The sequence below is a fragment of the Pseudodesulfovibrio indicus genome, from assembly GCF_001563225.1.
Classification (GTDB): Bacteria; Desulfobacterota; Desulfovibrionia; order Desulfovibrionales; family Desulfovibrionaceae; genus Pseudodesulfovibrio; species Pseudodesulfovibrio indicus.
Map to the genome: position 1 here is coordinate 949,446 of NZ_CP014206.1, position 22,468 is coordinate 971,913.

General features: G+C 64.6%; 21 protein-coding genes and 1 pseudogene. 14 read left to right on the plus strand and 8 right to left on the minus strand.

Going from position 1 to position 22,468, the window contains the following annotated elements; genetic code table 11:
* Window positions 1–8 precede the first annotated feature (8 nt).
* Entirely contained in the window at window positions 9–812 is an 804-nt protein-coding gene (locus AWY79_RS04380) for a nitroreductase family protein (RefSeq protein ID WP_066800813.1), read from the plus strand.
* A 508-nt stretch (window positions 813–1,320) separates the two neighbouring features.
* Here the strand turns inward: AWY79_RS04380 and AWY79_RS04385 are convergent.
* Window positions 1,321–1,815: an RlpA-like double-psi beta-barrel domain-containing protein gene (locus AWY79_RS04385; RefSeq protein WP_066800823.1), complete on the minus strand. Its 495-nt coding sequence runs from the start codon at window positions 1,813–1,815 to the stop codon at window positions 1,321–1,323.
* A gap of 298 nt (window positions 1,816–2,113) precedes the next feature.
* Between AWY79_RS04385 and AWY79_RS04390 the strand changes: the two genes are divergently transcribed.
* Both AWY79_RS04390 and AWY79_RS04395 read left to right on the plus strand, forming a co-directional pair.
* Entirely contained in the window at window positions 2,114–3,370 is a 1,257-nt protein-coding gene (locus AWY79_RS04390; RefSeq protein ID WP_133987242.1) for a hypothetical protein, read from the plus strand.
* A gap of 91 nt (window positions 3,371–3,461) precedes the next feature.
* Window positions 3,462–3,809 carry an Hpt domain-containing protein gene (locus AWY79_RS04395; protein WP_066800836.1) on the plus strand — a complete coding sequence of 116 codons (348 nt, stop codon included), beginning with the start codon at window positions 3,462–3,464 and terminating at the stop codon, window positions 3,807–3,809.
* A gap of 74 nt (window positions 3,810–3,883) precedes the next feature.
* On the opposite strand, the gene AWY79_RS04400 is transcribed toward AWY79_RS04395, so the two are convergent.
* Window positions 3,884–4,444: an OmpH/Skp family outer membrane protein gene (locus AWY79_RS04400; RefSeq protein WP_066800839.1), complete on the minus strand. Its 561-nt coding sequence runs from the start codon at window positions 4,442–4,444 to the stop codon at window positions 3,884–3,886.
* Between the two features lie 314 nt (window positions 4,445–4,758).
* Here AWY79_RS04400 and AWY79_RS04405 point away from each other — a divergent pair, with 314 nt between their 5' ends.
* The 6 genes from AWY79_RS04405 (at window position 4,759) to AWY79_RS04425 (ending at window position 10,735) form a co-directional block, all read left to right on the plus strand.
* A complete protein-coding gene (locus tag AWY79_RS04405; RefSeq protein ID WP_066800842.1) occupies window positions 4,759–6,378 on the plus strand; it encodes a flagellar hook protein FlgE in 1,620 nt (539 codons plus the stop codon).
* 300 nt (window positions 6,379–6,678) lie between these two features.
* Window positions 6,679–7,056: a hypothetical protein gene (locus AWY79_RS04410; protein ID WP_066800845.1), complete on the plus strand. Its 378-nt coding sequence runs from the start codon at window positions 6,679–6,681 to the stop codon at window positions 7,054–7,056.
* A gap of 143 nt (window positions 7,057–7,199) precedes the next feature.
* Window positions 7,200–8,549: a tetratricopeptide repeat protein gene (locus AWY79_RS04415; protein WP_066800847.1), complete on the plus strand. Its 1,350-nt coding sequence runs from the start codon at window positions 7,200–7,202 to the stop codon at window positions 8,547–8,549.
* Window positions 8,550–8,552: 3 nt separating this feature from the next.
* Window positions 8,553–9,293: a PfkB family carbohydrate kinase gene (locus tag AWY79_RS04420; RefSeq protein WP_250636888.1), complete on the plus strand. Its 741-nt coding sequence runs from the start codon at window positions 8,553–8,555 to the stop codon at window positions 9,291–9,293.
* A 26-nt stretch (window positions 9,294–9,319) separates the two neighbouring features.
* Entirely contained in the window at window positions 9,320–9,508 is a 189-nt protein-coding gene (locus AWY79_RS19500) for a PfkB family carbohydrate kinase (RefSeq protein ID WP_250636890.1), read from the plus strand.
* A gap of 759 nt (window positions 9,509–10,267) precedes the next feature.
* Window positions 10,268–10,735 (plus strand): glycine zipper domain-containing protein, encoded by a 468-nt coding sequence (locus AWY79_RS04425; protein WP_066800854.1) that lies wholly within the window; start codon window positions 10,268–10,270, stop codon window positions 10,733–10,735.
* A 136-nt stretch (window positions 10,736–10,871) separates the two neighbouring features.
* Here the strand turns inward: AWY79_RS04425 and AWY79_RS04430 are convergent, their stop codons facing one another.
* Window positions 10,872–11,348: a DoxX family protein gene (locus tag AWY79_RS04430; protein WP_066800857.1), complete on the minus strand. Its 477-nt coding sequence runs from the start codon at window positions 11,346–11,348 to the stop codon at window positions 10,872–10,874.
* A 270-nt stretch (window positions 11,349–11,618) separates the two neighbouring features.
* Between AWY79_RS04430 and AWY79_RS04435 the strand changes: the two genes are divergently transcribed.
* From AWY79_RS04435 to AWY79_RS04445, 3 genes are all read left to right on the plus strand, one after another.
* Window positions 11,619–12,227: a MerR family transcriptional regulator gene (locus AWY79_RS04435; RefSeq protein WP_066800860.1), complete on the plus strand. Its 609-nt coding sequence runs from the start codon at window positions 11,619–11,621 to the stop codon at window positions 12,225–12,227.
* Window positions 12,228–12,342: 115 nt separating this feature from the next.
* Window positions 12,343–14,232, plus strand: coding sequence for a molecular chaperone HtpG (htpG, locus tag AWY79_RS04440; RefSeq protein WP_066800863.1), 1,890 nt, complete (start codon window positions 12,343–12,345; stop codon window positions 14,230–14,232).
* A 162-nt stretch (window positions 14,233–14,394) separates the two neighbouring features.
* Window positions 14,395–14,757, plus strand: coding sequence for a hypothetical protein (locus AWY79_RS04445; RefSeq protein ID WP_066800866.1), 363 nt, complete (start codon window positions 14,395–14,397; stop codon window positions 14,755–14,757).
* Window positions 14,758–14,858: 101 nt separating this feature from the next.
* On the opposite strand, the gene dgt is transcribed toward AWY79_RS04445, so the two are convergent.
* The 3 genes from dgt to AWY79_RS04460 all read right to left on the minus strand — a co-directional run bounded on the left by dgt (window position 14,859) and on the right by AWY79_RS04460 (window position 17,445).
* Window positions 14,859–16,205 carry a dGTP triphosphohydrolase gene (dgt, locus tag AWY79_RS04450; protein WP_158509857.1) on the minus strand — a complete coding sequence of 449 codons (1,347 nt, stop codon included), beginning with the start codon at window positions 16,203–16,205 and terminating at the stop codon, window positions 14,859–14,861.
* 263 nt (window positions 16,206–16,468) lie between these two features.
* Window positions 16,469–16,696 (minus strand): flagellar biosynthesis anti-sigma factor FlgM, encoded by a 228-nt coding sequence (locus AWY79_RS04455; protein WP_066800868.1) that lies wholly within the window; start codon window positions 16,694–16,696, stop codon window positions 16,469–16,471.
* A 365-nt stretch (window positions 16,697–17,061) separates the two neighbouring features.
* Window positions 17,062–17,445: a tautomerase family protein gene (locus AWY79_RS04460; protein ID WP_066800870.1), complete on the minus strand. Its 384-nt coding sequence runs from the start codon at window positions 17,443–17,445 to the stop codon at window positions 17,062–17,064.
* Between the two features lie 304 nt (window positions 17,446–17,749).
* On the opposite strand from AWY79_RS04460, the gene AWY79_RS04465 reads away from it, so the two are divergent.
* Both AWY79_RS04465 and AWY79_RS04470 read left to right on the plus strand, forming a co-directional pair.
* Window positions 17,750–18,940, plus strand: coding sequence for a PhoH family protein (locus tag AWY79_RS04465; protein ID WP_066800872.1), 1,191 nt, complete (start codon window positions 17,750–17,752; stop codon window positions 18,938–18,940).
* 32 nt (window positions 18,941–18,972) lie between these two features.
* Complete coding sequence (locus tag AWY79_RS04470; RefSeq protein WP_066800874.1) at window positions 18,973–20,097, plus strand: lytic transglycosylase domain-containing protein; 1,125 nt, start codon at window positions 18,973–18,975, stop codon at window positions 20,095–20,097.
* A gap of 731 nt (window positions 20,098–20,828) precedes the next feature.
* Here the strand turns inward: AWY79_RS04470 and AWY79_RS04475 are convergent.
* Window positions 20,829–21,176: a DUF3088 family protein gene (locus tag AWY79_RS04475; RefSeq protein ID WP_066800876.1), complete on the minus strand. Its 348-nt coding sequence runs from the start codon at window positions 21,174–21,176 to the stop codon at window positions 20,829–20,831.
* Window positions 21,177–21,292: 116 nt separating this feature from the next.
* Window positions 21,293–22,461 (minus strand): annotated as a pseudogene (gene ald / locus AWY79_RS04480) (alanine dehydrogenase).
* Window positions 22,462–22,468 lie beyond the last annotated feature (7 nt).

Here is a 22,468-nt window from a genome sequence, read left to right on the forward strand (position 1 = left end):
GAGCAGCCATGTTTGCCGACAAGGAAACCTGCAAGCGCTGCGGCGCCTGTTTGGACGAGTGTCCTTTCGACCTGATCGTGACCGACGCGGAGGGGTTCCCCAAGCTCCGCCCGGCCGCGAAAAAGACCTGCATCAACTGCGGCCATTGCGTGGCCGTCTGTCCGGTGGGGGCCGTGACCCTGCCGCCCATGCCCGTGACCGACGGGCTGGGCCCGGACCAGTGCGCGCCCCTGTCCCGCGACCTCCGGCTGACCCCGGAACAGGCCGACCAGTTCCTGAGCGGGCGGCGGTCCACCCGCACCTACCGCGACAAGGTGGTCCCCGAAGCGGTCCTGAACCACCTCTTCGCCGTGTCCTCGTTCGCGCCCAGCGCCAAGAACGGCCAGCCCGCGCGCTGGATCGTCACCCGCACCCCCCAGGCCACCCGGCGGCTGGCGGGCATGACCGTGGAGTACATGGCCACCAACTCCATCTTCCCCGGCGTGGTCAAGAACTGGGAGAAGGGGCTGGACAAGATCCTGCACGGCGCGCCCCACGTGGCCGTGGCTCACGCCCCGGAGGACGGCTTCAACCCGGCCGAGGACTGCGCCCTGTCCGCCGCCTATCTCGAACTCGCGGCCCACGCCCACGGCCTGGGCGCCTGCTGGGCGGGCTTCCTCATGGAGGTGGCCGAAGGGTGCTGCGCCATCCGAAGGGAACTCGGCATTCCCGAGGGCCACGGAGTCTATGCGGCGCTCATGCTGGGATACCCCAAATACCGGTACCAACGGATACCCACGCGGAGTGTCGTCGAAGTCTCTTGGCTCGATTAGCGGCTTTCGATAGCGGCGCATCTGCACATTTTTCCCGGGGGCTTCCATCCTCACGTAGACGGCTACGCTGCGGTGGAAGCCCCCGGAAGAAAATGCACAGCTGCACCACTCTCGAAAGCCTATCCCTAGTACGGGGGCCTTCGGTCGGTGAGGCGGCTGGTTGACCCGCTGTTCGGGGCTGGAGCCCCGAAGGCGTTAGCCTGGGTTGAATGGGAATATTTTTGGCCCTGTCGATGTTGTCGGCAGGGCCTTTTCATAGCGCTCACCCCGGAGCGATTCGGGCGGCGCAGCCACCCGACAGCGGCTCTCTAGCCGTGCGCGGAATAGGCTTTCGAGAGTGGGTCAGGCGTGCATTTTTCGAGGGGGGATTTGACCGCAGCGTACACCCGGTACGTGAGGATCAAATCCCCCCTCGAAAAATGTGCGAATGGCCCGCTCCCGGAAGCCGCTCCCCATAAAAAAAAGCCCCCGCACCGTTACGGTGCGGGGGCTTTTTTCGGGCGTACTCCTAGATGTCGAGGAGTGCCGCCTTGATGTTCTTGCTGCCGAACTGTCTGGCTTCGGACTCGTCCCACATGAAGATGTCGATGCGCTGGGTGAAGCGCTTGTTCATGAGGTCGTTGATCTCGAAGATGCCCAGGCCCTCGATGCGGACCTTGCGGCCGAAGACCCAGCCCTGGTCGAACAGATCGCGGGAAACCGCGATGGTGCCGGAGCGGACCTTGCGCATGGAGGCGGCGATGAGCGGATCGTCGTCGCACTGGTCGGTGGTGGGGTTGTAGGCGGTCACGGTGACCGTGCGCACAGGGGACATGTTCATGGCTTTCTGAAGGAGGCGGGCCTCCTCCACGAGGACCTTGCGCGCCTCGGCGGTCTTTTGCACCAGCTCCAGGCGGTGCGACAGGTCGTCGATCTTCTGCTGCTTGACGACCACAACCACAGCCATGATCACCAGGGCCGCACAGAGCACCGGCGTGACGGTGTAGTTGAACAATATCTTCATACGTGGATTGCTCCCTTTCGAATTTTGGTTTGTGGCATATAATGGCCGGTCAAAACCTTGTCAACGGTTATGATTCCTACTGCAAGGCTCAGGCCGCGAATCCATTACATACTGATTTTATTGAAATATTGTGAGAAGTCACAAGCCGTGTCGAAAAGAGCGGTCATAGATTCAAGGAATTTCAGCGAGTTGAGAACCCTATTTTTTTATCCGAAAAATTACTACTTGATATAGAATCACGCTTTGAATATAGTATCGACTACTCTAACGCGGTGACCTTTTTTCATCAAGGATAAGGATGGGTTCTACGGTATTCAGAGCGCTCCCGGTGCGCCGGGGCGACGCTTTCCTGCTCAGAACGGGGCGCGGCGCGTACCTGTTCGACGGCGGCTGCCTGGACAGCGCCCTGCCCGGCATGCTCCGGGAGCGGCTGGTGGGCAAATTGCGGTCCGTGGTGTGCACGTCGGCGTCTCCGGAGCGGCTCGGCGGCGTGCTGGACCTCATGGACGAGGGGTATCCGGTGGGCGAATACTGGCTGCCGGAGTCCCTGCTCGACCTGATCCTGGCGGGGCGGGGCTTCGACGGCGGGTTCCCGGACTGGCTGGTGCGCTGCTCCCTGCCGGTTCCGGCCGAGGCGGCCTTTCCCATCCCCTCGACCCTGCCGCCCGTGGCCGGGGACATGCCGTTGACCGGGGCGGCCACCCTGGCCCTGCTCTGCGCGGCCGCCTGCCTGGGCGAGCTGCCGCCCGCACCGCGTCCCATGACTCCTGCGTCCGCGTTCCTGGCTGTCATGAAGCAGCTCCTGGACGACAAGTCCGGCGAGGGCGGGGACCGGCTGGGCGGGCTGCTGCTCGCGACCCTGGACCGCAGGCGGGAGGACGCGGCGGACCTGGCCGTGCTCTGCGGGCGGATGCTTGCCGCCGAGGCGGAGAAGCTGCCGGTGGCCGGGCGGGACCCGCGCCGCGACGTGGCCCGGGGGTTGGCCCTGGCCGTGCTGGCTGAAGGACTGATGGCGCGCGACGTGACGATCCGTTTCTTTCGCCAGACCAACCGGCTGGAGAACCGCTTCATTCCCCTGCACCCGCTCATGTGCCTGAACGGGCTGCCCGCGCCCGGAGGAAAGCGCAAGGTGCTGCCCGCGTCGGCCGGGACCGTGTTCCGGGCGGCCAGGGCGCTGTCCGGTGCGGGGGCCGGTCTGGTCTTCCGGTACGGCAGCGGGCGGTGCGGCGCGCTCTTCTGTTCCGATTCGACCATGGCCTTTCTGGGCCGGGGCAACGTCCTGCCCGTGGACCGTCCAACCGTCATCTCCGCCCCGCAGCTCGGCGGCGTGGGCAACGACGAGGCCTATGCGCGCATAGCCTCCCGCGATCCGCACAGTGACGTCTGGGTGCGCTCGCACCTCTCCTTCGGGCGCAAGGTGTCCGAGGAGTTCCGCAGCCTGCCGGTCAAATACTGTCTGCGCAACTGCGCGGACCGCACCGTGCAGGAGGTACTCCTCACCTTTTCCGGCAAGGGCTGGGAAAAGCGTTCCGGGGCCGATTGCTCCTGTCCCTGACCCCTTGGGAACCACCTCCATCAGGCTATAAAGCTCTTTTCAGAAAGCCCGCCAGGTGCTAAGGGACGCTGAATTCGATGGGGGGAAATCAATGACGCGGGATTTGTTTGACGACAAGCAGTTCCTGGCCAGCATAGCCTATGACGACGAGCTGGCCGTGGAGCTGATAGACGCTTTTCTCGAAGACGCGCCCAGGCGGGTACGCGATCTGGATGCGGCCCTGGAAGCGGGCCGGGCGGAGACGGCTGCCAAGCTCTCCCATTCCCTCAAGGGTATGTGCGGCGTGGTCCGTTCCGACAGCCTGTCCCGGCTGGCCCTGGAGATGGAATACGCGGGCCGGGAAGGGCGGCTCGATGCGCTGCGCGAGAAGTTCGTCAGGTTCACCGACGCTCTGGACCAGGTTGCCGGGCTGATGACCGCGTTCAAGCGGGAACACTGAACCGTTTTCCGCAACGAGAAAAGAAAAGGCCTGTCCGCCGACGGACAGGCCTTTTTTCGTTCGATGCGGAAGGGCTACTCGGCCTTCTTGTTCTCTGCTTCCGGGGCGGCGGCTTCGGGAGCTGCTTCGGCCGGAGCGGCGGCTTCCGGGGCGGCCTCGGCGGCGGGCTCGGGCCGGGTGAAGTCCAGCTGGATGCCGTTCATGGCGTTGACGATGTCCTTGGTGATGTCCACGGTCTCGCTGGAGGAGATGACGGACTGCTTGGACAGGATCAGGGTCAGCCCCTTCTCCTTGCGGTAGTTTTCCAGCACTTCATTGAACTTGCCGTCCACCATGGCGACGATGCGCTGCTGCTCGGCGGTCATGGTGTTCTGCAGCTCGCCCATGGCCAGCTTGTAGGCGGCCACGGTCTCTTCGTTCTGGTTCTCCTGCATGGCCTTGTACGCGGCCTCGGCCTTTTCCTGGAGGGGCTTGCCCATCTCCTGGAGGTAGGCCATGGCCTCGGTGGCGACCTTGTTGTCCTTGAAGGCGGCCGCCTCGTCCACGATGCCGATCTTGACCGAAGGCTCCTGGTTGCAGGCGCTCAGGCCAAGGACCAGGACGATGATGCCGATCAGGGGAAGAATCCGTTTCATAATGATATATCTCCGTTGGTTCGTTTGAAGTCGCTATGGGTCAAAGTCGCGCAAGCCTACGCGCGGGGCCGGTGTCTTGCAAGGGAAAGATCATTCGGCGCGCCCGGTTGAGGGTCGTGCCGCCCGGCGGCGGTTTTTGCCGGGGCGGAAGCAAGTTCCCTAATTTTTCCTTTGCGACCCGTTAAAAATATTGAGTTTTATAAACGGCACACACCTTGCTTAATCTTTCTCCGAGAAGGAGTCGGGAATTATTTGCCGGGAATGGGTCTCCCGGCGGGTTCCCGCTAGTCCGGCCAGGCCGGATCGGAGGAAGTATGAGTTTTGGAAGTATGTACGTGGGGGCCACCGGCGTGATCGCCCACAGTCAAGGCATGCAGGTGCTGGCCAACAACCTGGCCAACGTCAACACCATCGGCTATCGGCGCTCGGAGTTGCTCTTCGGCGATCTGATCAGCCAGCAGATGGGGTCGGGCGGCGCCCAATACGATTCGGGCGTGTTCCGCACCAGCCAGATCGGCAAGGGCGTCGGGGTATCGACCATCCGGCCCTCCTTCAACGAGGGGTCGCTGGAGAACACCAACGCGGTCACCGACCTGGCCCTTTCCGGCGAAGGATTTTTCGGGGTCAGCGATCCCTCCATGGGGGGCACGGGCGCGACGCATTACACCCGCGCGGGGTCCTTCCGTTTCAACAACGATGCCTATCTCGTGGACGCGGCGGGCTTCCGGCTCCAGGGTTACGCCTACGACCAGGAGACCGGCCAGTGGGACACCGCCGTGTCCGACATCCGGCTGCCCTACGAAGACGTGATCGTCGACGGCGAGACGGCCCGCGTGGTCCGGTCCGAGCCGGTGGCCACCAACTCGGTGGAAGTGGTCGCCAACCTCGACCATTCGGCCACGGAGGTCTTCTCCAGCACCGACAACCCGTTTTTCTCCATGCTCGAGGCGTACAACGGCTCCCAGAGCAACGCGGCCACGCCGTTCGGCGACACGGAACCCCAGTACTCCACCGCCATGGACGTGTTCGACGCCGAGGGCAACAGCTACGAGATGACCGTCTATTACGATCCGGTCAACCCCGACACCCTGTCCAACGCCGTACCCGGCTACAGCTATTGGGAATACGTCATCGCCATGCCCGGCGACGCCGACGGCTCGGCGGCCTACGGGACTTCGGGCGCGGGGCTCGCCGGTATGGGCGTCCTGACCTTCAACTCGCGCGGCGCGCTGGTCAACCAGTCCGCCTTCAGCCTGGATCCGTCCGCCTCCGGCGACCCCAAGGATCTGGCATCATGGGTCCCGGCCACCTTTGACGAGGAGGGGCTGCCGCAGTTCAACTTCACCTTCGGCGCCGACGGACAGTCCACGGGCGAGGTGAGCACCATCGGATACGACTTCGGGGTCAACTCCCAGAGCTCGTCCTGGCGCAGCCACGGCACCGGATCGGCGGCCACCCTGGGCACCGACGCCGACCTCCTGCCCGAAATGGCCGACATGGACCGCGACGCGCGGGTGACGACCAGTTTCGCCCAGCCGTCCTTCACCGGCTACTACAACCAGGACGGCTACACCTGGGGCTATCTCAACTACCTCAGCGTGGACGAGGAGGGCATCCTCAGCGGCCATTTCTCCAACGGCCAGACCGAGGAGCTGTACCAGGTGGGCGTCTACAAGTTCAACAGCCCCTGGGGGCTGTCCCGGGACGGGCATACCAATTTCGTGGCCACCGAGGCTTCGGGCGGGGCCATCGAGGGCGTGGCCGGGGACCGTGGCCGGGGAACCATCAACCAGAATTCCCTGGAGTCGTCCAACGTGGACATGGCCGATGAATTCTCCAACATGATCGTCACCCAGCGCGGCTACCAGGCCAACACCAAGGTCATCACCACCGCCGACACGATGCTGAACACCCTCATCTCGGTGAAGCGGTAGGCCGAATCCCCAAGCGGAACGCGGGGCGCTGTCCGGATATCCGGGCAGCGCCCCTTTTTTGGCTATGGTGTCCCCATGATCCCGTGCGGGTCAAAGACCGAATGCATGTTTTCGCCCGGAATCACGGGGCAATGACTGTTAATCGCCGGGGTCGCGATTCGAGTCCGTGTCCGCGCGGGACTCCCGAACGGTCATGCGTCATGCCGCTGCGGGCGATCGGAACGGACCCTCCCGATTAATACTTTACGCAGACTAACCAGCCGGTTTAAATCCCAGTTAACCTGGAAGGAGCGTAATACGATGGCGTACACGATTACCTGGCGAGCCGCGGGCGTGGTCTGGACATTCCATGGCCTGCTCACCAACGAGGATGTCATACAGGCCAACCTCGATATCTATGGAGATCGGCGGTTTGACGACTTGAGCTATCAGATTGTCGACATAACCAGGGTCGAACGGTTCGAGGCGTCCCCGGAAGCCATGGAGGAGGCCGCGTCCATGGATGAGGCCGCTTCCCTCCACAACGCGCATCTGATGGTCGCCGTCGTTGCCGACTCGGCAGCCGCCCTTGAGGTGGCACAGCAATATGAATCGGCCATGAAAATGTCTCCATGGAGAATCGAAATATTCCGCTCCATGGAAGACGCGGAGAATTGGGTTGGCTTCCTCGCCGGGTGAGCCGTGCAGCGTTGTCGAATCGACATGCGAACATTCGCGGATTTTGCCGGGCCGTCTGTCAAGGACGGCCCTTTTCGCGCCCTTCCTTGAATTCCCGAGGCAAAACGGATAGTCAGGTCCTGTTCGACAACCAAGGAGTCCCTGTGACGGATACGAGCGAGACCCGCACCCCGGAAGAGATCCTGGCCCTGGTCCGGGAGGTGGAGCAGGAGGCCCCCGGCGGGGCCGAAACCCTGTTCATGGCCGCCATGCTGGCCGACGCCTCCCTGCCCTACGACTTTGCCCTGTCCGTTGACGGCACGCCGCACAATCCGGCCCTGATCAACCCGGCGGCCGCCTTTTTCGCGGCCACGGCTATCATGGACCCGATCATCGAGCGCGGGCTGGCCCTGGCCGACGCCGACAACCAGGTCTTCATCCTGGCCCCAGGCGTGCGCGAAACACTGCGCGGTTCCCTGACCCCGGAGCAGGCATTGGAGTGGGGCGGGCGCGCGGTCTACGCCCTGAACCTCGTGCTGCCCGACGCCGATCCGCAGCACTGGCCCATGGTCGAGTGGCTCATGCCCCACATACTGGCCTGTCGCGATCTGGCCGTTGATCCGGGCGTGGTCACCGCCGCCGCCAACCGCGTGCTGCACCAGGCCGGGTTCTCCCTCCATTTCCAGCAGCGCCACCAAGAGGGGGCCGTCCTCCTGGAGGCGGCCCTGGACGCGGACATTCGGGCCAAGGGCGAACGCCACCCGGACATCACCGCCGACCTCGAAGGGCTGGGCACGGTCTACTGGGCCGCGGGCGACCTGGCGCGCGCCGAGACCGCCTTCCGCGACTGCCTGGCCCTGCAACGCGAAATCTTCACCGAGAACAACCCGGCCTCGGCCCCGATTCTCAACTCCCTGGCCATGGTCCTGCAAGCCGCCGGGCGCAACGACGAGGCCGAGAGGACCCTGCGCGACTGCCTGGCACTGCTGCGCGGTGCCGGAGCCGAGCGCCATCCGGCCACGGCCTCCTGCCTGAACAACCTCGCCCTGGTCCTGGAGGGCGCGGGCCGAACCCGCGAGGCGTTGGGCGCGGCCCTGCAAAGCCTGGAGCTGAACGGTTCCCTGTACGGCGAGCTGCACCCGGACACCGCGTCGGGCCACAACGTGGTGGCCCTGCTCCTGGACGGGGTGGGCGACGGTGCCGGAGCCGAGGACCATTTCCGCAAGAGCCTGGCCATCCGCGAGCGGCTCTACGGCAATGACCACCCGGAGACCGCCCAGGCCGAGTGCAACCTGGCCCTGTTCCTTGCCTCGGCCCGCCGCGAAGCGGAGGCGTTCGACCATTTCGAGCGCGGTTTCTCGGCCTACGAGTATTCTCTCGGCCCGGACCATCCGTACATGGAGACCGCCCTGGCCGGGATGATCGAGTTCCTGGAACAGGCCGCGGCCGCGGACTCCCCACTGGGCGAGCGAGCGCGGGCGCGGCTCAAGGCCATCGTGCAGAGGGCGGGCTAGGCCATGCGTCCGGTACTCGCCGTGGGGCTGGGGGAGATCCTCTGGGATGTGCTGCCGAGCGGCCGCATGCTGGGCGGCGCGCCCGCCAATTTCGCCTACCACGTCAACGCCCTGGGCGGCGCGGGCGTGCCCGTGTCCCGCGTGGGCGACGACGACCTGGGACGCGAAGCCCTGTCCCTGCTGGTGCGAAAGGGGCTGAACATCGACGCCGTTTCCGTGGACCCGGACCATGCCACCGGCACGGTGGACGCCCGCGTGGACGAAAGCGGCGTGGCCACCTACGTGTTCCCGGACGACGTGGCCTGGGATTTCCTGGTCCCGGACGAGATCGGTCTGGCCCTGGCGGCCCGGGCGGACGCGGTCTGCTTCGGCACCCTGGCCCAGCGGTCCCCGGTCTCCCGCGAGACCATCCGCCATTTCCTGGCCCGAGCCCAGCATGCGCTCAAGGTCTACGACATCAACCTGCGCCAGGACTTCTACACCCCGGAGATCATCGCCGGTTCCCTGGACCTGGCCGACGTGCTCAAGATCAACGACGACGAGCTGCGCACGGTATCAAGCCTGTTCGGGCTGCCGTCGGACGAGCGCGGGGCGCTGCGCGCGCTCATGGAGCGCCACTCCCTGCGGTTGGCGGTGCTCACGCGGGGTGGAGCGGGGAGCCTGATCCTGTCCCCGGACGGGGAGTCGGACCTGCCGGGCCTCGGGACCTCCTCTCTCGGCGCTCACGCGGAGCGGGGAGCCTGATCCTGTCCCCGGACGGGGAGTCGGACCTGCCGGGCAGGAAGGTCGCGGTCGCGGACACCATCGGGGCCGGGGATTCGTTCACTGCCGCGCTGGTGGTGGGCTATCTGGCGGGGCGGTCCCTGGATGAGATCAATGGGTTCGCCGCCCGGGTGGCGGCGTATGTCTGCGCCCGGCCCGGGGGAATGCCCGATATGTTGGAGGAGTTTGTGGTGTAGGGGCTGCGCCCCGGCTTTTATTGAAGAGAGTCTTTGCGGGTGAGCGCATTTTAGGGAGGAGGGAGAGCCGTCGCTGTCGCTCCTCCATGTTTTTTTGGAGCCCTCCCGGCGGGGTTCTTTCTTTTCAGGGAGAAAGAAAGAACGAAAGAAACGCCCTGGGGGGGCACCCCCGCCCGAAGTTTCGCCGCTGAGAATCCGATCCGCTCGGTGCGGCTTCGCATAGCGGGCCATCTGCACATTTTTCAAGGGGGAATTTGATCCTCACGTAGTATTGCTACGCTGCGGTCAAATCCCCCCTCGAAAAATGCACAGCCGCCCCACTCTGCGAAGCCTTCCGGCTCCATCTGATCAAAAGTATAGGGACAGTCTCCACGGGAACGCCCCTTTTATGGAACACCTCCGGGTCACGGGAGCGGAGCCGCCGCCCCTTCGCGGTCGGCTTCTAGGCGTCCGGAACAGGGCTCACTGCGTGCTGCTTGACGGGACGAAGGGCGAAGGAAGAGGGGCCTTTGTAAGGCATGGCGGGGTATGAAAGCCGCTGTTTGGGGCTGACGCCCCAAAGGTGCTCCAGGGGGGGCGGTGGACGAAAATTGCGTTCGGTGTGCACCGGGGGTGCGCAGGCTGAGGGAGTGGGCGGTGAGAAAATTAATGAATTCAGCCATAAACCCTGTGGCACGGGGTATGCTTTGACTGGGTAAGTGAGCAAGGCCGTGCGGCCTGAGCAGTGAACGGGCCGACAGGCTGAAGGAGGATAATCCCATGACGAAGACCATCGTGAAAAGCGCAGTGAGTTTGGTGCTGATGATTTCCCTGCTGGCGGGTTGCCAGACCACCCAGGCGCAGAACGCGGCCACGCTGGGGACACTGGCGGGCGCGACCCTGGGCGCGCTGACCTTCAAGAACAAGATTTCCGGCGCGGCCATCGGCGCTGGCGCGGGCATGCTCGTGGGCTACATCGCGGGCAACGAGATGGACAAGTACGATTCCTACGACCGGGGTCGCATCTCCAACACCCTGGAGACCACGCCCTCGGGCCACGCCTCCCAGTGGGTCAATCCCGACACCCGCACCCAATACCAGGCCGTCCCCGAACCGGCGCGCAGGATGCACGACGGCCGGGTGGAGCGCGACGTGACCGTCAACGCGCGCATGGCCGACGGGTCCACCCAGACCGTCTACGCCAAGGCGTACCGCCAGCCGGACGGCAGCTGGCAGCTCGTCCAGTAGCCCGGCGAAACGCAACCGACCAAAACGACAGGGCCGCCCAATGGGCGGCCCTGTCGTTTTGGTGGTCCGTGCTCCTTCCTCATTGCCCCGAACGTCCCCGGGGGGAACATTGGGGTGGGGTGGGAGATTGTTGGGGTCAGTCCGTGGAGCGGAACAGCCGGGTCAGGGAGCGGGGGCGGAAACCGGCGTAGCGGCGTTGCAGGTGGATCAGGGCGCAGCCCGCAAGCATGGCCGCGTCGCGCAGGAAGGCGACCAGCGGGCCGGTGGGGGCGTTGTCCGTGTTCTTCGGGGTGCCGAAGCAGCCGCAGTCGGCGTCCAGGCCGAGATGCAGGGCGTAGAGCAGCACCGCCATGAACCCCAACAACTGTGCCACAACGAGCGCAAGCCCGCCCTTGACGTCCAGGGCCAGCCCCAGCCCGGCCAGGATCTCCACCGTCGGGATGACGTAAGACAGCACGCCCGACATGCGCCAGGTGGTCAGCCCGTAGATGTTGATGGTCACCGCGAACCCCTCCGGGTTGGAGAGCTTGAGCGCGCCCGCGTAGACGAACAGCAGGCCGATGATCAGCCTGAGCGCGAGATAGACGTATTTGGAAGTGAGCAGTCTTGTCATGGTGTTTCCTTCAAGTCCCGTTTCTGCGACCCGGCGACCATACGGCCATCCGCGCCGGAGCGCAAACCCCGAGCCGTTAACGGAAAGCCTCTACTAAAAGTCTAGAAAAATTCAAGAATATCAACCACAACAGTTTGCTGTTGGTTGTTGTTTCCAAAAAGCTCCATGAATTGAGCATGATGCAAACTGTTTTTCCTTGTCGGAAAAGTGAATTTAGCGTACTCCAATGAAAAACAACAAGGTCTGCAAGCAAGCGAAAGGGAGTTTGACATGACTGGCAAGAAGGTACTTTCCGTGGCCGAGATCGCCCGCGAACTGGAGCTGCCCGAGTCCACGGTGCACTACTGGAAGAACCGGTTCGCCCAGCATCTGCCCAGCGTGGGCAGGGGCCGCCAGAAACGGTTCAAGCCCGAGGCCATCGAGATTTTCTCCACCATCTCCCGGCTCCTCAAGGAGGGGCACACCGCCCGGGACGTCATGGACCAGCTCTCCCAGGAGTACCCCCTGCAGGCCGACACCATGCCCGCCGCCGTTCCGTCCGAGTCCGGCGTGGCCGTCTCCGCCGGGTCCATGGAGCCGGTCATGAAGATGGCCGCCGCCATCGGCCTGGAGATCGCCAAGTCCGTGGGCGAGGGCATCCGATCGGTGCTCGACGCGGAGAACCTCGGCTCCCCGGACGTGTCCGAGGTCCGCAAGGGGCTGGAGGACGCCGCCGCCCGCATCTCCGAGGCCATGGTGGAGACCGAAGCCCTCAAGGCCGAGAACCGCGAACTCAAGGAAAAGCTGGCGGTCATGGAAGCGGAGATGGTCCGTCTGCGCAAGGACCGGCGGGAAATGGAAAAGTACCTTCTTGACAAGATAAAATCCGTATCTACTTAGACCCTGTTCCCGGGACGCCATTCCCGAACATGCTCTCTCTGCGAACCAGTCCCGCCGGATGCGCCGACCCGCGTGTCCGGCGGGCGCGCATATCCAAGATACGGAGGTACGTTTCATGGGCAAGAAAACCACCCACAAGTTCAAGGCTGAAGTCAGCCAACTGCTCGATATCCTGGTGCATTCGCTGTACACCAACAAGGAGATTTTTCTCCGCGAGCTGATCTCCAACGCGTCCGACGCCCTGGAGAAGGCCCGTTTCAAGGGCCAGGCCGAGGGCGCGGAGGATACCGTGGCCCCGGAGATCCGCATCGCCTGCGACGCGGACGCGGGGACCCTGACCATCACCGACACCGGCGTGGGCATGACCCGCGACGAGCTGATGCGGAACATCGGCACCATCGCCCATTCCGGCACCGCCGAGCTGACCCGGCTGGCCGGGGAGGGCAAGGAGTCCCTGGATGCGCTCATCGGCCGTTTCGGCGTGGGCTTCTACTCGGTCTACATGGTGGCCGACGAGGTCGAGGTGACCACCCGGTCCATCGAGCCGGACGCCAAGCCCGTGGTCTGGACCTCGGACGGGCGCACCGACTACAAGCTTCAGGAGCTGGACGAAGACCTGCCGCGCGGTACGAAGATCGTCGTGCGCCTCAAGGAGGACCTGGCCTCCCAGTTCACCAATGCGGCGCACCTCAAGCACATCGTCAACAAGCACTCGAACTTCATCAATTTCCCGATCTATGTCGGCGACGAGCGGGTGAACACCATCCAGGCCCTGTGGCGCGAGCCAAAGTTCCAGATCACCTCGGAGCAGTACGCCGAATTCTACAAGTTCCTGACCTTTGATCCGGACGATCCCTTCGACACCCTGCACACCTCGGTGGACGCGCCCGTGCAGTTCAACGCGCTGATGTTCATTCCCAAGCACGGCGACGATCCGTTCGGCATGGGCCGCGAGAACCGCGGGCTGGACCTGTACGTGCGCCGGGTGCTCATCGAGAAGCAGAACAAGGACCTGCTTCCCGAGTACCTGGGCTTCGTCAAGGGCGTGGTGGACACCGAGGACCTGCCCCTGAACATCTCCCGCGAGACGCTCCAGGACAACATCCTGATGCGCAAGATCAGCTCCACCCTGGTCAAGCAGGTGCTCGACCACCTGGCCAAGATGGCCAAGGACGACGCGGACCGCTACGCTGATTTCTGGCGCGCCCACGGCGAGCTGTTCAAGGCGGGCTACATGGACTTCCTGAACAAGGACAAGTTCGCCGGCCTGGTCCGGTTCCACTCCTCGGGCCTGGAGGACGAGAAGGGGCTGACCTCCTTCGCGGACTACATCACCCGCGCCAAGGAGGACCAGAAGGAGATCTACTATGCCTACGGCCCCAGCCGCGAGGCCCTGAACCTCTCCCCGCACCTGGAGGTCTTCCGTCGCAAGGGCGTCGAGGTCCTGTACCTCTTCGAGCCCATCGACGAGTTCGTCATGGACGCCCTGAGCGAGTTCGACGGATGGTCCCTGGTCTCCGCCGAGCACGCGGACCCGGCCAAGCTCGACAAGTTCGAGTCCCTGGAAGCCGAGGACAAGCCCGAGCCGCTGTCCGACACCGAGAAGCCGGTGCTCGACAAGCTGCTGGCCCGCATGAAGGACGCGCTGGGCGACGCCGTGACCGAGGTCAAGGCCTCGGCCCGCCTGTCCCGCTCCCCGGTCTGCCTGGCCAACCCGGACGGCAACGTGACCTCGTCCATGGACAAGATCATGCGCGTCATGAGCAAGGATTCCTCCATCCCCAAGAAGATCCTGGAGGTCAACCCGGACCACCCGCTGGTGCGCAACATGCTGACCATCCTGGAGCGCGACGAGAACGACCCGTTCATCGAGCAGGCCGCCAACCAGCTCTACGAGTCCGCCCTGCTGCTGGAAGGCTACCTGACCGATCCCCACGCCCTGGTGGGCCGGGTCCAGGACCTGCTGACCAAGTCGAGCGGCTGGTACGTGGCGAGCGAAAAATAGCCCGTCCGCGATTAGAGGACATCACGGGGACCCGGCCATGCGCCGGGTCCCCTTTTTTCATTTCGGGAACGACCGGGGCCGCCGCAAATAATAACATCCGCACCCCGACGGGCGTGCTATGGGGAAGGAAACCGTTCAACCTCTATTCAAAGGAGCGCACACATGCCCAACATGGATTACCCGGGTCCCTGCCCCAGCTGCATGGGTATCGACGGCTGCCCGACGGACGCGGGCAAGGCGGAGGCGGTCGCCCACTACTGCAAGGGGCTGGAGATGGAACTCAACAGCTGGAAAGCGCGGCTTTACGATGTCCTGGCGTCGGACAAGAGCGGCGACGTGGCTGACGAGATCATCCTGATCAAGTCTCTGGTCAAGGAGATCGAGGCCATCGCCAAGGATATGGAGGCCGTCTGCCCGACGAGCCTCGGTGCCCAGGAAAAGCGCATCGGTACGAAGCTCGAGGACCTGCGGGTCCACTACACCAAGGCCCTCAACGTTCTTGCACCAGGTTGGTTCGGCGGCTAGTCCGCCGGTCCTGTCCACCCGGTCCGAGGGAAGGGATGGGTACGACAAGGCGGCGGCCGGTCCGGGAATCTCCCGGACCGGCCGCCCGCCGTTTGAAAACGCTAGTAGCCCAGCCCCAGGAACTTCCGGCACAGGTCCGTGGCGTAATGGTCGGTCATGCCGGAGATGTAGTCCACGATGGCCATGATGATCCGGTATTGGCAGCGGTTCTCGTCGGCGACGATGGCGTCGATGACCGAGGGGCCGATAATGGAGCGGATTTTCCGGTTGGTGGAGGAGAGCCCGGTCTTGGGCTGGCAGTACCGGTCCACGTCGGCCATGGTCTGGTCCAGGAGCCGGAAGAGTCCGTTTTGCGCGCCCAGCTCCAGGGTGGCCTTGCGCCGGGAGTGGAAGAGCCGCTCCTTGATGGTCCCGTACACGGCCCGGATGCGGCCGCAGATGCCGGTGGATTGTTCCATCAGGCTGGAGTCCAGGTCGAAGGAGCCGGTCATGATGGCCTCGTAGTGGGTCTGGAACAGTTCCGCGGCGTCCCTGGTCGCCTTGTTGATGAGTTTTGCCCGCAGATAGCTGTTGCGCTGGCGGAAATGGGCGCTCAACAGCCATTCGTGCGCCTGCCCAGGGCCGGTTTCCAGTTCCAGCGGTTCGGCAAAGCTGTCCAGCATGAACATCTCGTCCAGAATGCCCATCTCCGTCGCGTCCTCGATGTCGATGATCCGGTAGCAGATGTCGTCGGCGGCTTCGGTCAGGTAGGCCAGGGGCGGGCGGGACCACCGCCGGTCCATGGGGATGAGCCCGAGGGCGTCGGCCACCTTGTCCATGGCTTCGGCCTCGGTCTGGAAAAAACTGAATTTATCCTTGCCCTTGGGGGCGTCGTAGGAGGACCAGGGGTATTTGAGGACGGCCCCGAGCACGGCGTAGGTCGGGCTGATGCCGGTCTGGACGAACCCCGTGTTGACCAGGATGCGCACGGACATGGCGTTGCCGTCGAACCGGGTGAAGTCGGTCAAGCATTCGGCGGGCAGGAGCTTGTATTCCTCGGCGTGGGCCTTGAACCACTCCTTGATCGCCTCCTCGCCGCTGTGTCCGAAGGGCGGGTTGCCGATGTCGTGGGCCAGGCAGGCGGCCTGGACGGCCTCGCCCACGTCCTTGGGCGACAGACCGGGGGGCAGCTCCTTCCGGTCCTCCAGGAAATACCCGATGAGCTCGCCCAGGCTCTTGCCCACCGAGGCCACCTCCAGGCTGTGGGTCAGCCGGGAGTGGATGTGGTCGTTCTCGTTGAGCGGATGGACCTGGGTCTTGCGCGCCAGCCGCCGGAAGTGGTCGCTGAACAGGATGCGGTCTATGTCCCGCTGAAAGGGGCTGCGGATGTCGGTGCTCTCGCTCTCGCGCCCGTAGCGCGTGGCGTCGAGCAGCCTGGTCCAATCCATGCGCCGGTTTTCGGTTGCCATGCACGATCCTTGGGTTTCGTTGAACGGATAAAACCTCCGGGAATATGAGCCGATAACCCCCCATCGGTCAACCGCCCCGCTTCGCTCCAACCTCTTTCTGCTCCTCCCCCGACCCCAAGGGCGGCGAGCGCAGCGCATGCCGCCCGCACGAAGGCCTCCCACGTTGCCGCACGGACCGAGGCCCGCCATCCCAAGCCGACGCAAGCCCGCAAAAAAGGCGGGGGCGGGATGTCAATCCCGCCCCCGCCTTTTTTCGGGCGCCCCTACAACGTGGGGTCCATGGCCGACGTGAGCAGCCTGGCGATGTCCATGACGTCCGGCTCGTAGCGGCCGGAATCGACCTCCGCCTTGAGCCGGGCGATCTTGCGCGCCCGTTCGTCCGGCGTATCGCGGTGGCGGCGGCCCGTCTCCACGTCGTCGAAACCGTCGATCACGCAATCGGTTTCCCTGTCCGCCGCATCCAGGACGCGGCTATCGTCATAACCCTTCATTAACCCCTCCCTGGGTTATTGAAGTCAGTGGGAAGGATGTCTCACGTCCTTCCCGGAGGTCTCCCCTCATCCGCTGCGACAGCCTCCGGCCGCGTCCCTGCGACCGGGCTCTCCCGCAACCCGCGGATGGTTTCCTTGCTTCGTCCGAACGCACCGGACGACCGCGGTTGCTTCTCTTATCGGACGCCGCCCCCGAATGCTTAGGGGCGGGGAACATATTTCCAATATTAATATTGTGATGTAATTGCAGATGGATGGGATGCCACCGTTCCGCGGGGAAACGGGCCGGGAAGGGCGTATCCCAAAGGTTTCCGGGAGGTTCGCCGCATCGGGCGGAAAGGGTCGGGCCGGGGAGAAAAAGCGGGCTAGACGTTTACCTTGAACCCCAGGTCGAGGTCGCAGGCTGCTTGGCCTCCTCGAATCCCCCAGTTTTCCAGGGGCTCGTCGGACAGGACCACGAACACGTCCAGCGGGTCCACGCCGCACGCCTCCAGGTTGGCGGTCACGGCTGCGTACAGGGCGCGCTTGGCCTCAAGGGAACGCCCGGCAAAGAGCTTGATCTCCACCAGCACGCGGTCGGGCCGCTCCGGGCAGTCCCAGTTGCCCTCCGGGATCTCGTTGACGAACTGAAAACGGTCGTTCTCCGGGATGCGCAGCGCGTCCACCAGGGCAGCGTGCACCCCGTCCATGATCCGGCGCTTCTGGCCCGCGGTGCGGCCCGAGCGCATGGTCAGCTTGATGAGCGGCATGGCTCCTCCTTGTGGCCGCCAGATGTACTCCGCGCCCCGTCCGGGCGCAACCCCCGGCCCGGTTCCGACCCGGTCCCGCCCTCCCGCGACGCACTCCCGCGCCGGATCGTCACCCGTTCGACATGACCCGCACGGGGCCAGCGGATATTTTGCATCTAGACTTTTTCGTGAAAACTGGTCATGCTTCGGACAACTGGTAGAACCATAGCGGAGGCGCAAATGAAATTGATTCGCTGATTCCCGGACACGGGTACCTTGACGTGAAAAGCCCAGGAATCAACTACCAACCACCGGACGGGGGATTATGGCCCAGAAGCACTTTGTCCTCGACACCAACGTCCTCATTGAAAACCCCAAATGCATCGTCGCCCTGCGCAACGGGGTGGAAAACCAGATCTACATTCCCTATACCGTCCTCGACGAGCTGGACGGCCTGAAGAAAGACCCGCGCATCGGCCACATCGTGGCCCAGGCGGTGCGCGCCATCCTCGAAGACCCCGACGTCAACATCTTCCCGCCCGATTTCGCGGCCACCCTGACCGACACCCTGATGGACGACCGCATCCTGAAGGAGATCCTGCACGTGGGGCCGGAAGAGGCGACGCTGATCACCAACGACCGCATCCTGCAGATCAAGGCCAAGTGCTACGGCATTCCCAGCGAGGAATACCGCGACTCCGACCCGTTCCGGTCCGAGTCCCAGCGCTACACCGGGTTCGTGGAGGACGGCGACGAGCTGGTGCGCAACTGTTTCCGCTGGGAGAACGGCGTGCCCGTCTTCCACGGCCCCGAAGGGCCCAAGGAAGTGGGCTACACCCACGAGATATGGGGCGTGAAGCCGCGCAGCGTGTACCAGAACCTGGCCCTGGAGCTGATGCTCTGCGAGGGCATCGACCTGGTCTCCATCCAGTCCGAGGCGGGCTACGGCAAGACCTTCCTGTCCCTGGCCGCCGCCCTGTACCTGATGCTGGAGCGCAAGGACAATCCCTACCGCAAGATATACCTGGTCAAGCCCGTGGTGGAGATCGGGGCCAAGATGGGCTACCTGCCCGGCGACATCGAAGAGAAGATGCTGCCGTACATCAAGTACATCCAGGACCTGCTCATCAAGCTCCACGACATCCGGCCCTGCAACCGCATCTGGTTCGACCCGCAGTCCGATTCGTTCAAGTTCAACCCCAAGAAGTTCGAGGTCCAGCCCGTGGCCTTCCTGCGCGGCATGAACATCGAGAACGCGGTGGTCATCGTGGACGAGATGCAGAACCTGTCGCGCGGCGAGACCCGCGCCCTGCTCACCCGCATGGGCGAGGGGGTCAAGTGCATCTGCCTGGGCGACACCCGGCAGGTGGACAACCCGTACCTCAACGAGTCCAACAACGGGCTTAACTGGACAGTGCGCAAGCTGAAGGGGTACAAGAACTATGCGCACATGGTTCTCAAGGGGGACCGGTCGCGCGGTCCGATCACGGACATCGTCCTGAAATCCAAGCTGTAAGGCCGCCGCCCCGGCGGCCATGGGGAATACGCATGGCGCATCGGCGCACCCTCCTCCCGCTCCTGGCCGGGCTCTGGCTCTTCTGCCTCGTCCTGGCCGTTCCCGGCCCGGCCCGCGCCGAGTCGCCGGAGATGCTCGCGCCCATGCGCACCGCCGCGTTCCCGTCGCTGGAGTCCGCCATCCGCATCAAGGGGCCGCTCAACTTCTGCGGCGAATTCGTTCCCCTGCACCTGCCCGAGGTGCGCGAGCGGCTGGAAAAGGAACTCCTGCTCATGCTCTGGGACCGCGCCCAGGTCATCCTCTGGCTCAAGCGCACCGGGCGGTACTTCCCGCATATCGAGACCGTGCTCCGGGGCGCGTCCATGCCCGACGACCTCAAGTACGTGGCGGTCATCGAGTCCGCCCTCAAGCCGTTGGCCGGGTCCAGCCGGGGTGCGCGCGGCATCTGGCAGTTCATCCCGTCAACGGGCCGAAACTACGGCCTGACCGTGGACGGACTCATCGACGAGCGGCGCAACTTCTATTTTGCCACCCGCGCCGCCGCCGAGTACCTCCGCGCCCTGCACGACCAGTTCGACTCCTGGACCCTGGCCTGCGCCGCCTACAACATGGGCGAGCAGGGGCTGGCCCGGCAGGTGGAGATGCAGGAGGTGGCGGACTACTACCACCTGCACCTGCCCGACGAGACCGAGCGGTACGTGCTGCGCGCCATCGCGGCCAAGCTCATCCTGACCGACCCGGCGCGGTACGGGTTCGACCTGCACCCCGAGGACTTCTACCGGCCCGTGAAGTTCGACCGGGTCAAGCTCAGGGGCAAGTACCCCACGCCGTTGACCCTGGTGGCCAAGGCCGCCGGGACCTATTACAAGGACATCCGCGACCTGAACCCGCAGTTCCTGGGCGAGGCCGTGCCGTCCGGACAGCACACCGTGTTTCTGCCCGAAGGCGCGGCCGAGGAGTTCACCGCGAAGTACCAGCCGCTCATGGCCAAGTACCGGGAGACGCTCAAGCCGGAAACCTATGTGGTGAAGTCCGGGGATTCGCTGACCGAGATCGCGCGGCGGCACGACATGACGCTGCATCAGTTGTGTCGGTTGAACAAGTTGACCACGCGGGCGACGATTCATCCGGGGCAGAAGTTGTTGGTGCACCAGTAGGGTGCACCAAGTATTGGTGAATTAAGAGTAGAAGAGTTGAAGAGATGAGGAAGGCCGCCTTGAGGGCGGCTTTTTTGTGGGATGCGCGCTGAGGCGCGAGAGCCAGTGAGGCGGCTGCGCCGCCTCGGCTTCCATGCCCTCCCGGCGGGGTTCTTTCTTTTCAGGGCGAAAGAAAGAACCAAAGAACGCCCTGGGGGGGGACCACCGCCCGAGTTTGGACACCAAGAATCCGATCCGCTCGGGACGGCTCCATCCGATCAAAAGTATAGTTCGTGCCTCCACGGGAACGTCCCTTTTAAGGGATGCCTCCGGGCCACGGGAGCGGAGCCGCCGCCCCTTCGCGGTCGGCTTCTAGGCGTCCGGAACAGGGCTCGCTCCGTGCTGCCTGACGAAACTGCGTGCGAAGGAAGAGGGGCCTTCGTAAGGCTTGGCGGGGTATGAAAGCCGCTGTTTGGGGCTGCGCCCCAAAGACGCCCCAGAAGAGGAACGTTGGGCGGGCCTTGGGTGCGGGAGAGCCACTGTTTGAGGCTGCGCCTCAAAGGCGTTCCAGGGGAGGGCGGGCACGGAGTACGTTTTGGCCCCCATGGAGCGATTCGGATGGAGCAGCCATCCGACAGCGGCTCTCGCCCTCGCGCTGGCACGAGGCTTTGATCACCCCTTTGGGGCGTTGCGGAAAGACCGCAACGTCCAAATCCGCTGTCGAAAGCCGCTTCCCGAAAGATCACCCCACGCTAATCATGGGCCGGGCGGGATGTTCCGTAGTTCCTCGCCAGGTATTCGATGATCGCCTTGTGGTCGTTGATGAAGGTCTTGTCCTCAAAGGTCGAGACCGGGAGGCCGTCGGCCTTGGCCGGCTCGGCAACGATGAGGCAGGGGCAGTCCTGGTTGGTTTCGCCGAGCAGGGCCACTATTTCGGGGCGCGGGCGCTTGAAGTCGATGGTTCGGACGTCGAGCCTTTCGCGGAGTTCGGGATGGTAGTGGAGCAGGCCCTCGGTGATCGCGCATTCCGGGCAGTAGAGGGGGCCTTGCAGGTCGCGGGTGAAGCCCGCCGCCAGGGTGAAGAGGATGTCTTTGGCCATGTGGTCTCCTTTGTCGTTGCGTGGGGCCGAGCATAGCACGGGCCGGTCAGGACCGGGGAAAGAAAAAGGCCCCGATTTTTCGATCGGGGCCTTCGGGATCGCTTATGAAGCGGAGGCTACATCTGGGCCAGGGCTTCTTCGGGGGTCAGGGAATCGAGGTTCAGGGCGGCACCGACGGCGGGGCAGGTCAGCTTGCCGTTCCAGGTGTTCAGGCCGAGCGCCAGGCCCGCGTCGTCCTTGAGGGCGTCCACGCCCTTGGCGGCCAGGCGCAGGGCGTAGGGAGCGGTCCGGGGAGGCGGGGCGAGGCGAGGCCGGCGGCCAGGCGCAGGGCGTAGGGAGCGGTCTGGTTGACCAGGGCGAAGGTGGAGGTGCGGGGCACCGCGCCGGGCATGTTGGCCACGCCGTAGTGGACCACGCCGTCGATGACGTAGGTCGGGTTGTCGTGGGTGGTGGCCTTGATGGTCTCGACGCAGCCGCCCTGGTCCACGGCCACGTCGACGATGACGGAGCCTTCCTTCATCATCGGCAGCATGTCGCGGGTGATGAGGTTCGGGGTCTTGGCGCCGGGCAGCAGGACCGCGCCGATGACCAGGTCGGCGCGCTGCACCATCTGGCGGATGTTCGGCTCGGTGGACATCATGGTGGTGATGCGGCCCTGGAACACGTCGTCCAGGTACTGGAGGCGCTGGTGGGAAAGATCGAGGATGGTCACGCGCGCGCCCATGCCCATGGCGATGCGGGCCGCGTTGGTGCCGACCACGCCGCCGCCCAGGACCAGGACTTCGGCGGGATACACGCCGGGCACGCCGCCCAGCAGGATGCCGCGGCCGCCCTGAGTCTTCTCCAGGTAGTGCGCGCCCACCTGGGTGGCCATGCGGCCCGCGACCTCGGACATGGGGGTCAGCAGGGGCAAGGTGCCGTCCGCGGACTTGACGGTCTCGTAGGCGATGCCGGTGGTGCCGGACTCCAGCAGGGCGTGGGTCAGGTCCTCGGCGGCGGCCAGGTGCAGGTAGGTGAACAGGATCAGGTCGTTGCGCAGGTACTTGAATTCGCTCTTGAGCGGCTCCTTGACCTTGATGACCATCTCGGCGGCCCACGCGTCATCGGCGGAGACCATCTTGGCGCCGGCGGCGACGTACTCTTCGTCGGTCAGGCCGCTGCCCAGACCGGCACCGGTCTCGACCAGCACCTCGTTGCCCTTGCGAACCAGGGATTCGACCGCACCGGGGGTCATGGAAACGCGGTTTTCCAGCGTCTTGATCTCTTTGGGGATACCGATAATCATCTCATGC

Bases quoted from the DNA above. Each gene is read 5' to 3' on its own strand.
- AWY79_RS04380 (WP_066800813.1), top strand. From the start codon at position 9: ATGTTTGCCGACAAGGAAACCTGCAAGCGCTGCGGCGCCTGTTTGGAC.
- AWY79_RS04385 (WP_066800823.1), bottom strand. From the start codon at position 1,815: ATGAAGATATTGTTCAACTACACCGTCACGCCGGTGCTCTGTGCGGCC.
- AWY79_RS04390 (WP_133987242.1), top strand. From the start codon at position 2,114: ATGGGTTCTACGGTATTCAGAGCGCTCCCGGTGCGCCGGGGCGACGCT.
- AWY79_RS04395 (WP_066800836.1), top strand. From the start codon at position 3,462: ATGACGCGGGATTTGTTTGACGACAAGCAGTTCCTGGCCAGCATAGCC.
- AWY79_RS04400 (WP_066800839.1), bottom strand. From the start codon at position 4,444: ATGAAACGGATTCTTCCCCTGATCGGCATCATCGTCCTGGTCCTTGGC.
- AWY79_RS04405 (WP_066800842.1), top strand. From the start codon at position 4,759: ATGAGTTTTGGAAGTATGTACGTGGGGGCCACCGGCGTGATCGCCCAC.
- AWY79_RS04410 (WP_066800845.1), top strand. From the start codon at position 6,679: ATGGCGTACACGATTACCTGGCGAGCCGCGGGCGTGGTCTGGACATTC.
- AWY79_RS04420 (WP_250636888.1), top strand. From the start codon at position 8,553: ATGCGTCCGGTACTCGCCGTGGGGCTGGGGGAGATCCTCTGGGATGTG.
- AWY79_RS04425 (WP_066800854.1), top strand. From the start codon at position 10,268: ATGACGAAGACCATCGTGAAAAGCGCAGTGAGTTTGGTGCTGATGATT.
- AWY79_RS04430 (WP_066800857.1), bottom strand. From the start codon at position 11,348: ATGACAAGACTGCTCACTTCCAAATACGTCTATCTCGCGCTCAGGCTG.
- AWY79_RS04435 (WP_066800860.1), top strand. From the start codon at position 11,619: ATGACTGGCAAGAAGGTACTTTCCGTGGCCGAGATCGCCCGCGAACTG.
- htpG (WP_066800863.1), top strand. From the start codon at position 12,343: ATGGGCAAGAAAACCACCCACAAGTTCAAGGCTGAAGTCAGCCAACTG.
- AWY79_RS04445 (WP_066800866.1), top strand. From the start codon at position 14,395: ATGCCCAACATGGATTACCCGGGTCCCTGCCCCAGCTGCATGGGTATC.
- dgt (WP_158509857.1), bottom strand. From the start codon at position 16,205: ATGGCAACCGAAAACCGGCGCATGGATTGGACCAGGCTGCTCGACGCC.
- AWY79_RS04455 (WP_066800868.1), bottom strand. From the start codon at position 16,696: ATGAAGGGTTATGACGATAGCCGCGTCCTGGATGCGGCGGACAGGGAA.
- AWY79_RS04460 (WP_066800870.1), bottom strand. From the start codon at position 17,445: ATGCCGCTCATCAAGCTGACCATGCGCTCGGGCCGCACCGCGGGCCAG.
- AWY79_RS04465 (WP_066800872.1), top strand. From the start codon at position 17,750: ATGGCCCAGAAGCACTTTGTCCTCGACACCAACGTCCTCATTGAAAAC.
- AWY79_RS04470 (WP_066800874.1), top strand. From the start codon at position 18,973: ATGGCGCATCGGCGCACCCTCCTCCCGCTCCTGGCCGGGCTCTGGCTC.
- AWY79_RS04475 (WP_066800876.1), bottom strand. From the start codon at position 21,176: ATGGCCAAAGACATCCTCTTCACCCTGGCGGCGGGCTTCACCCGCGAC.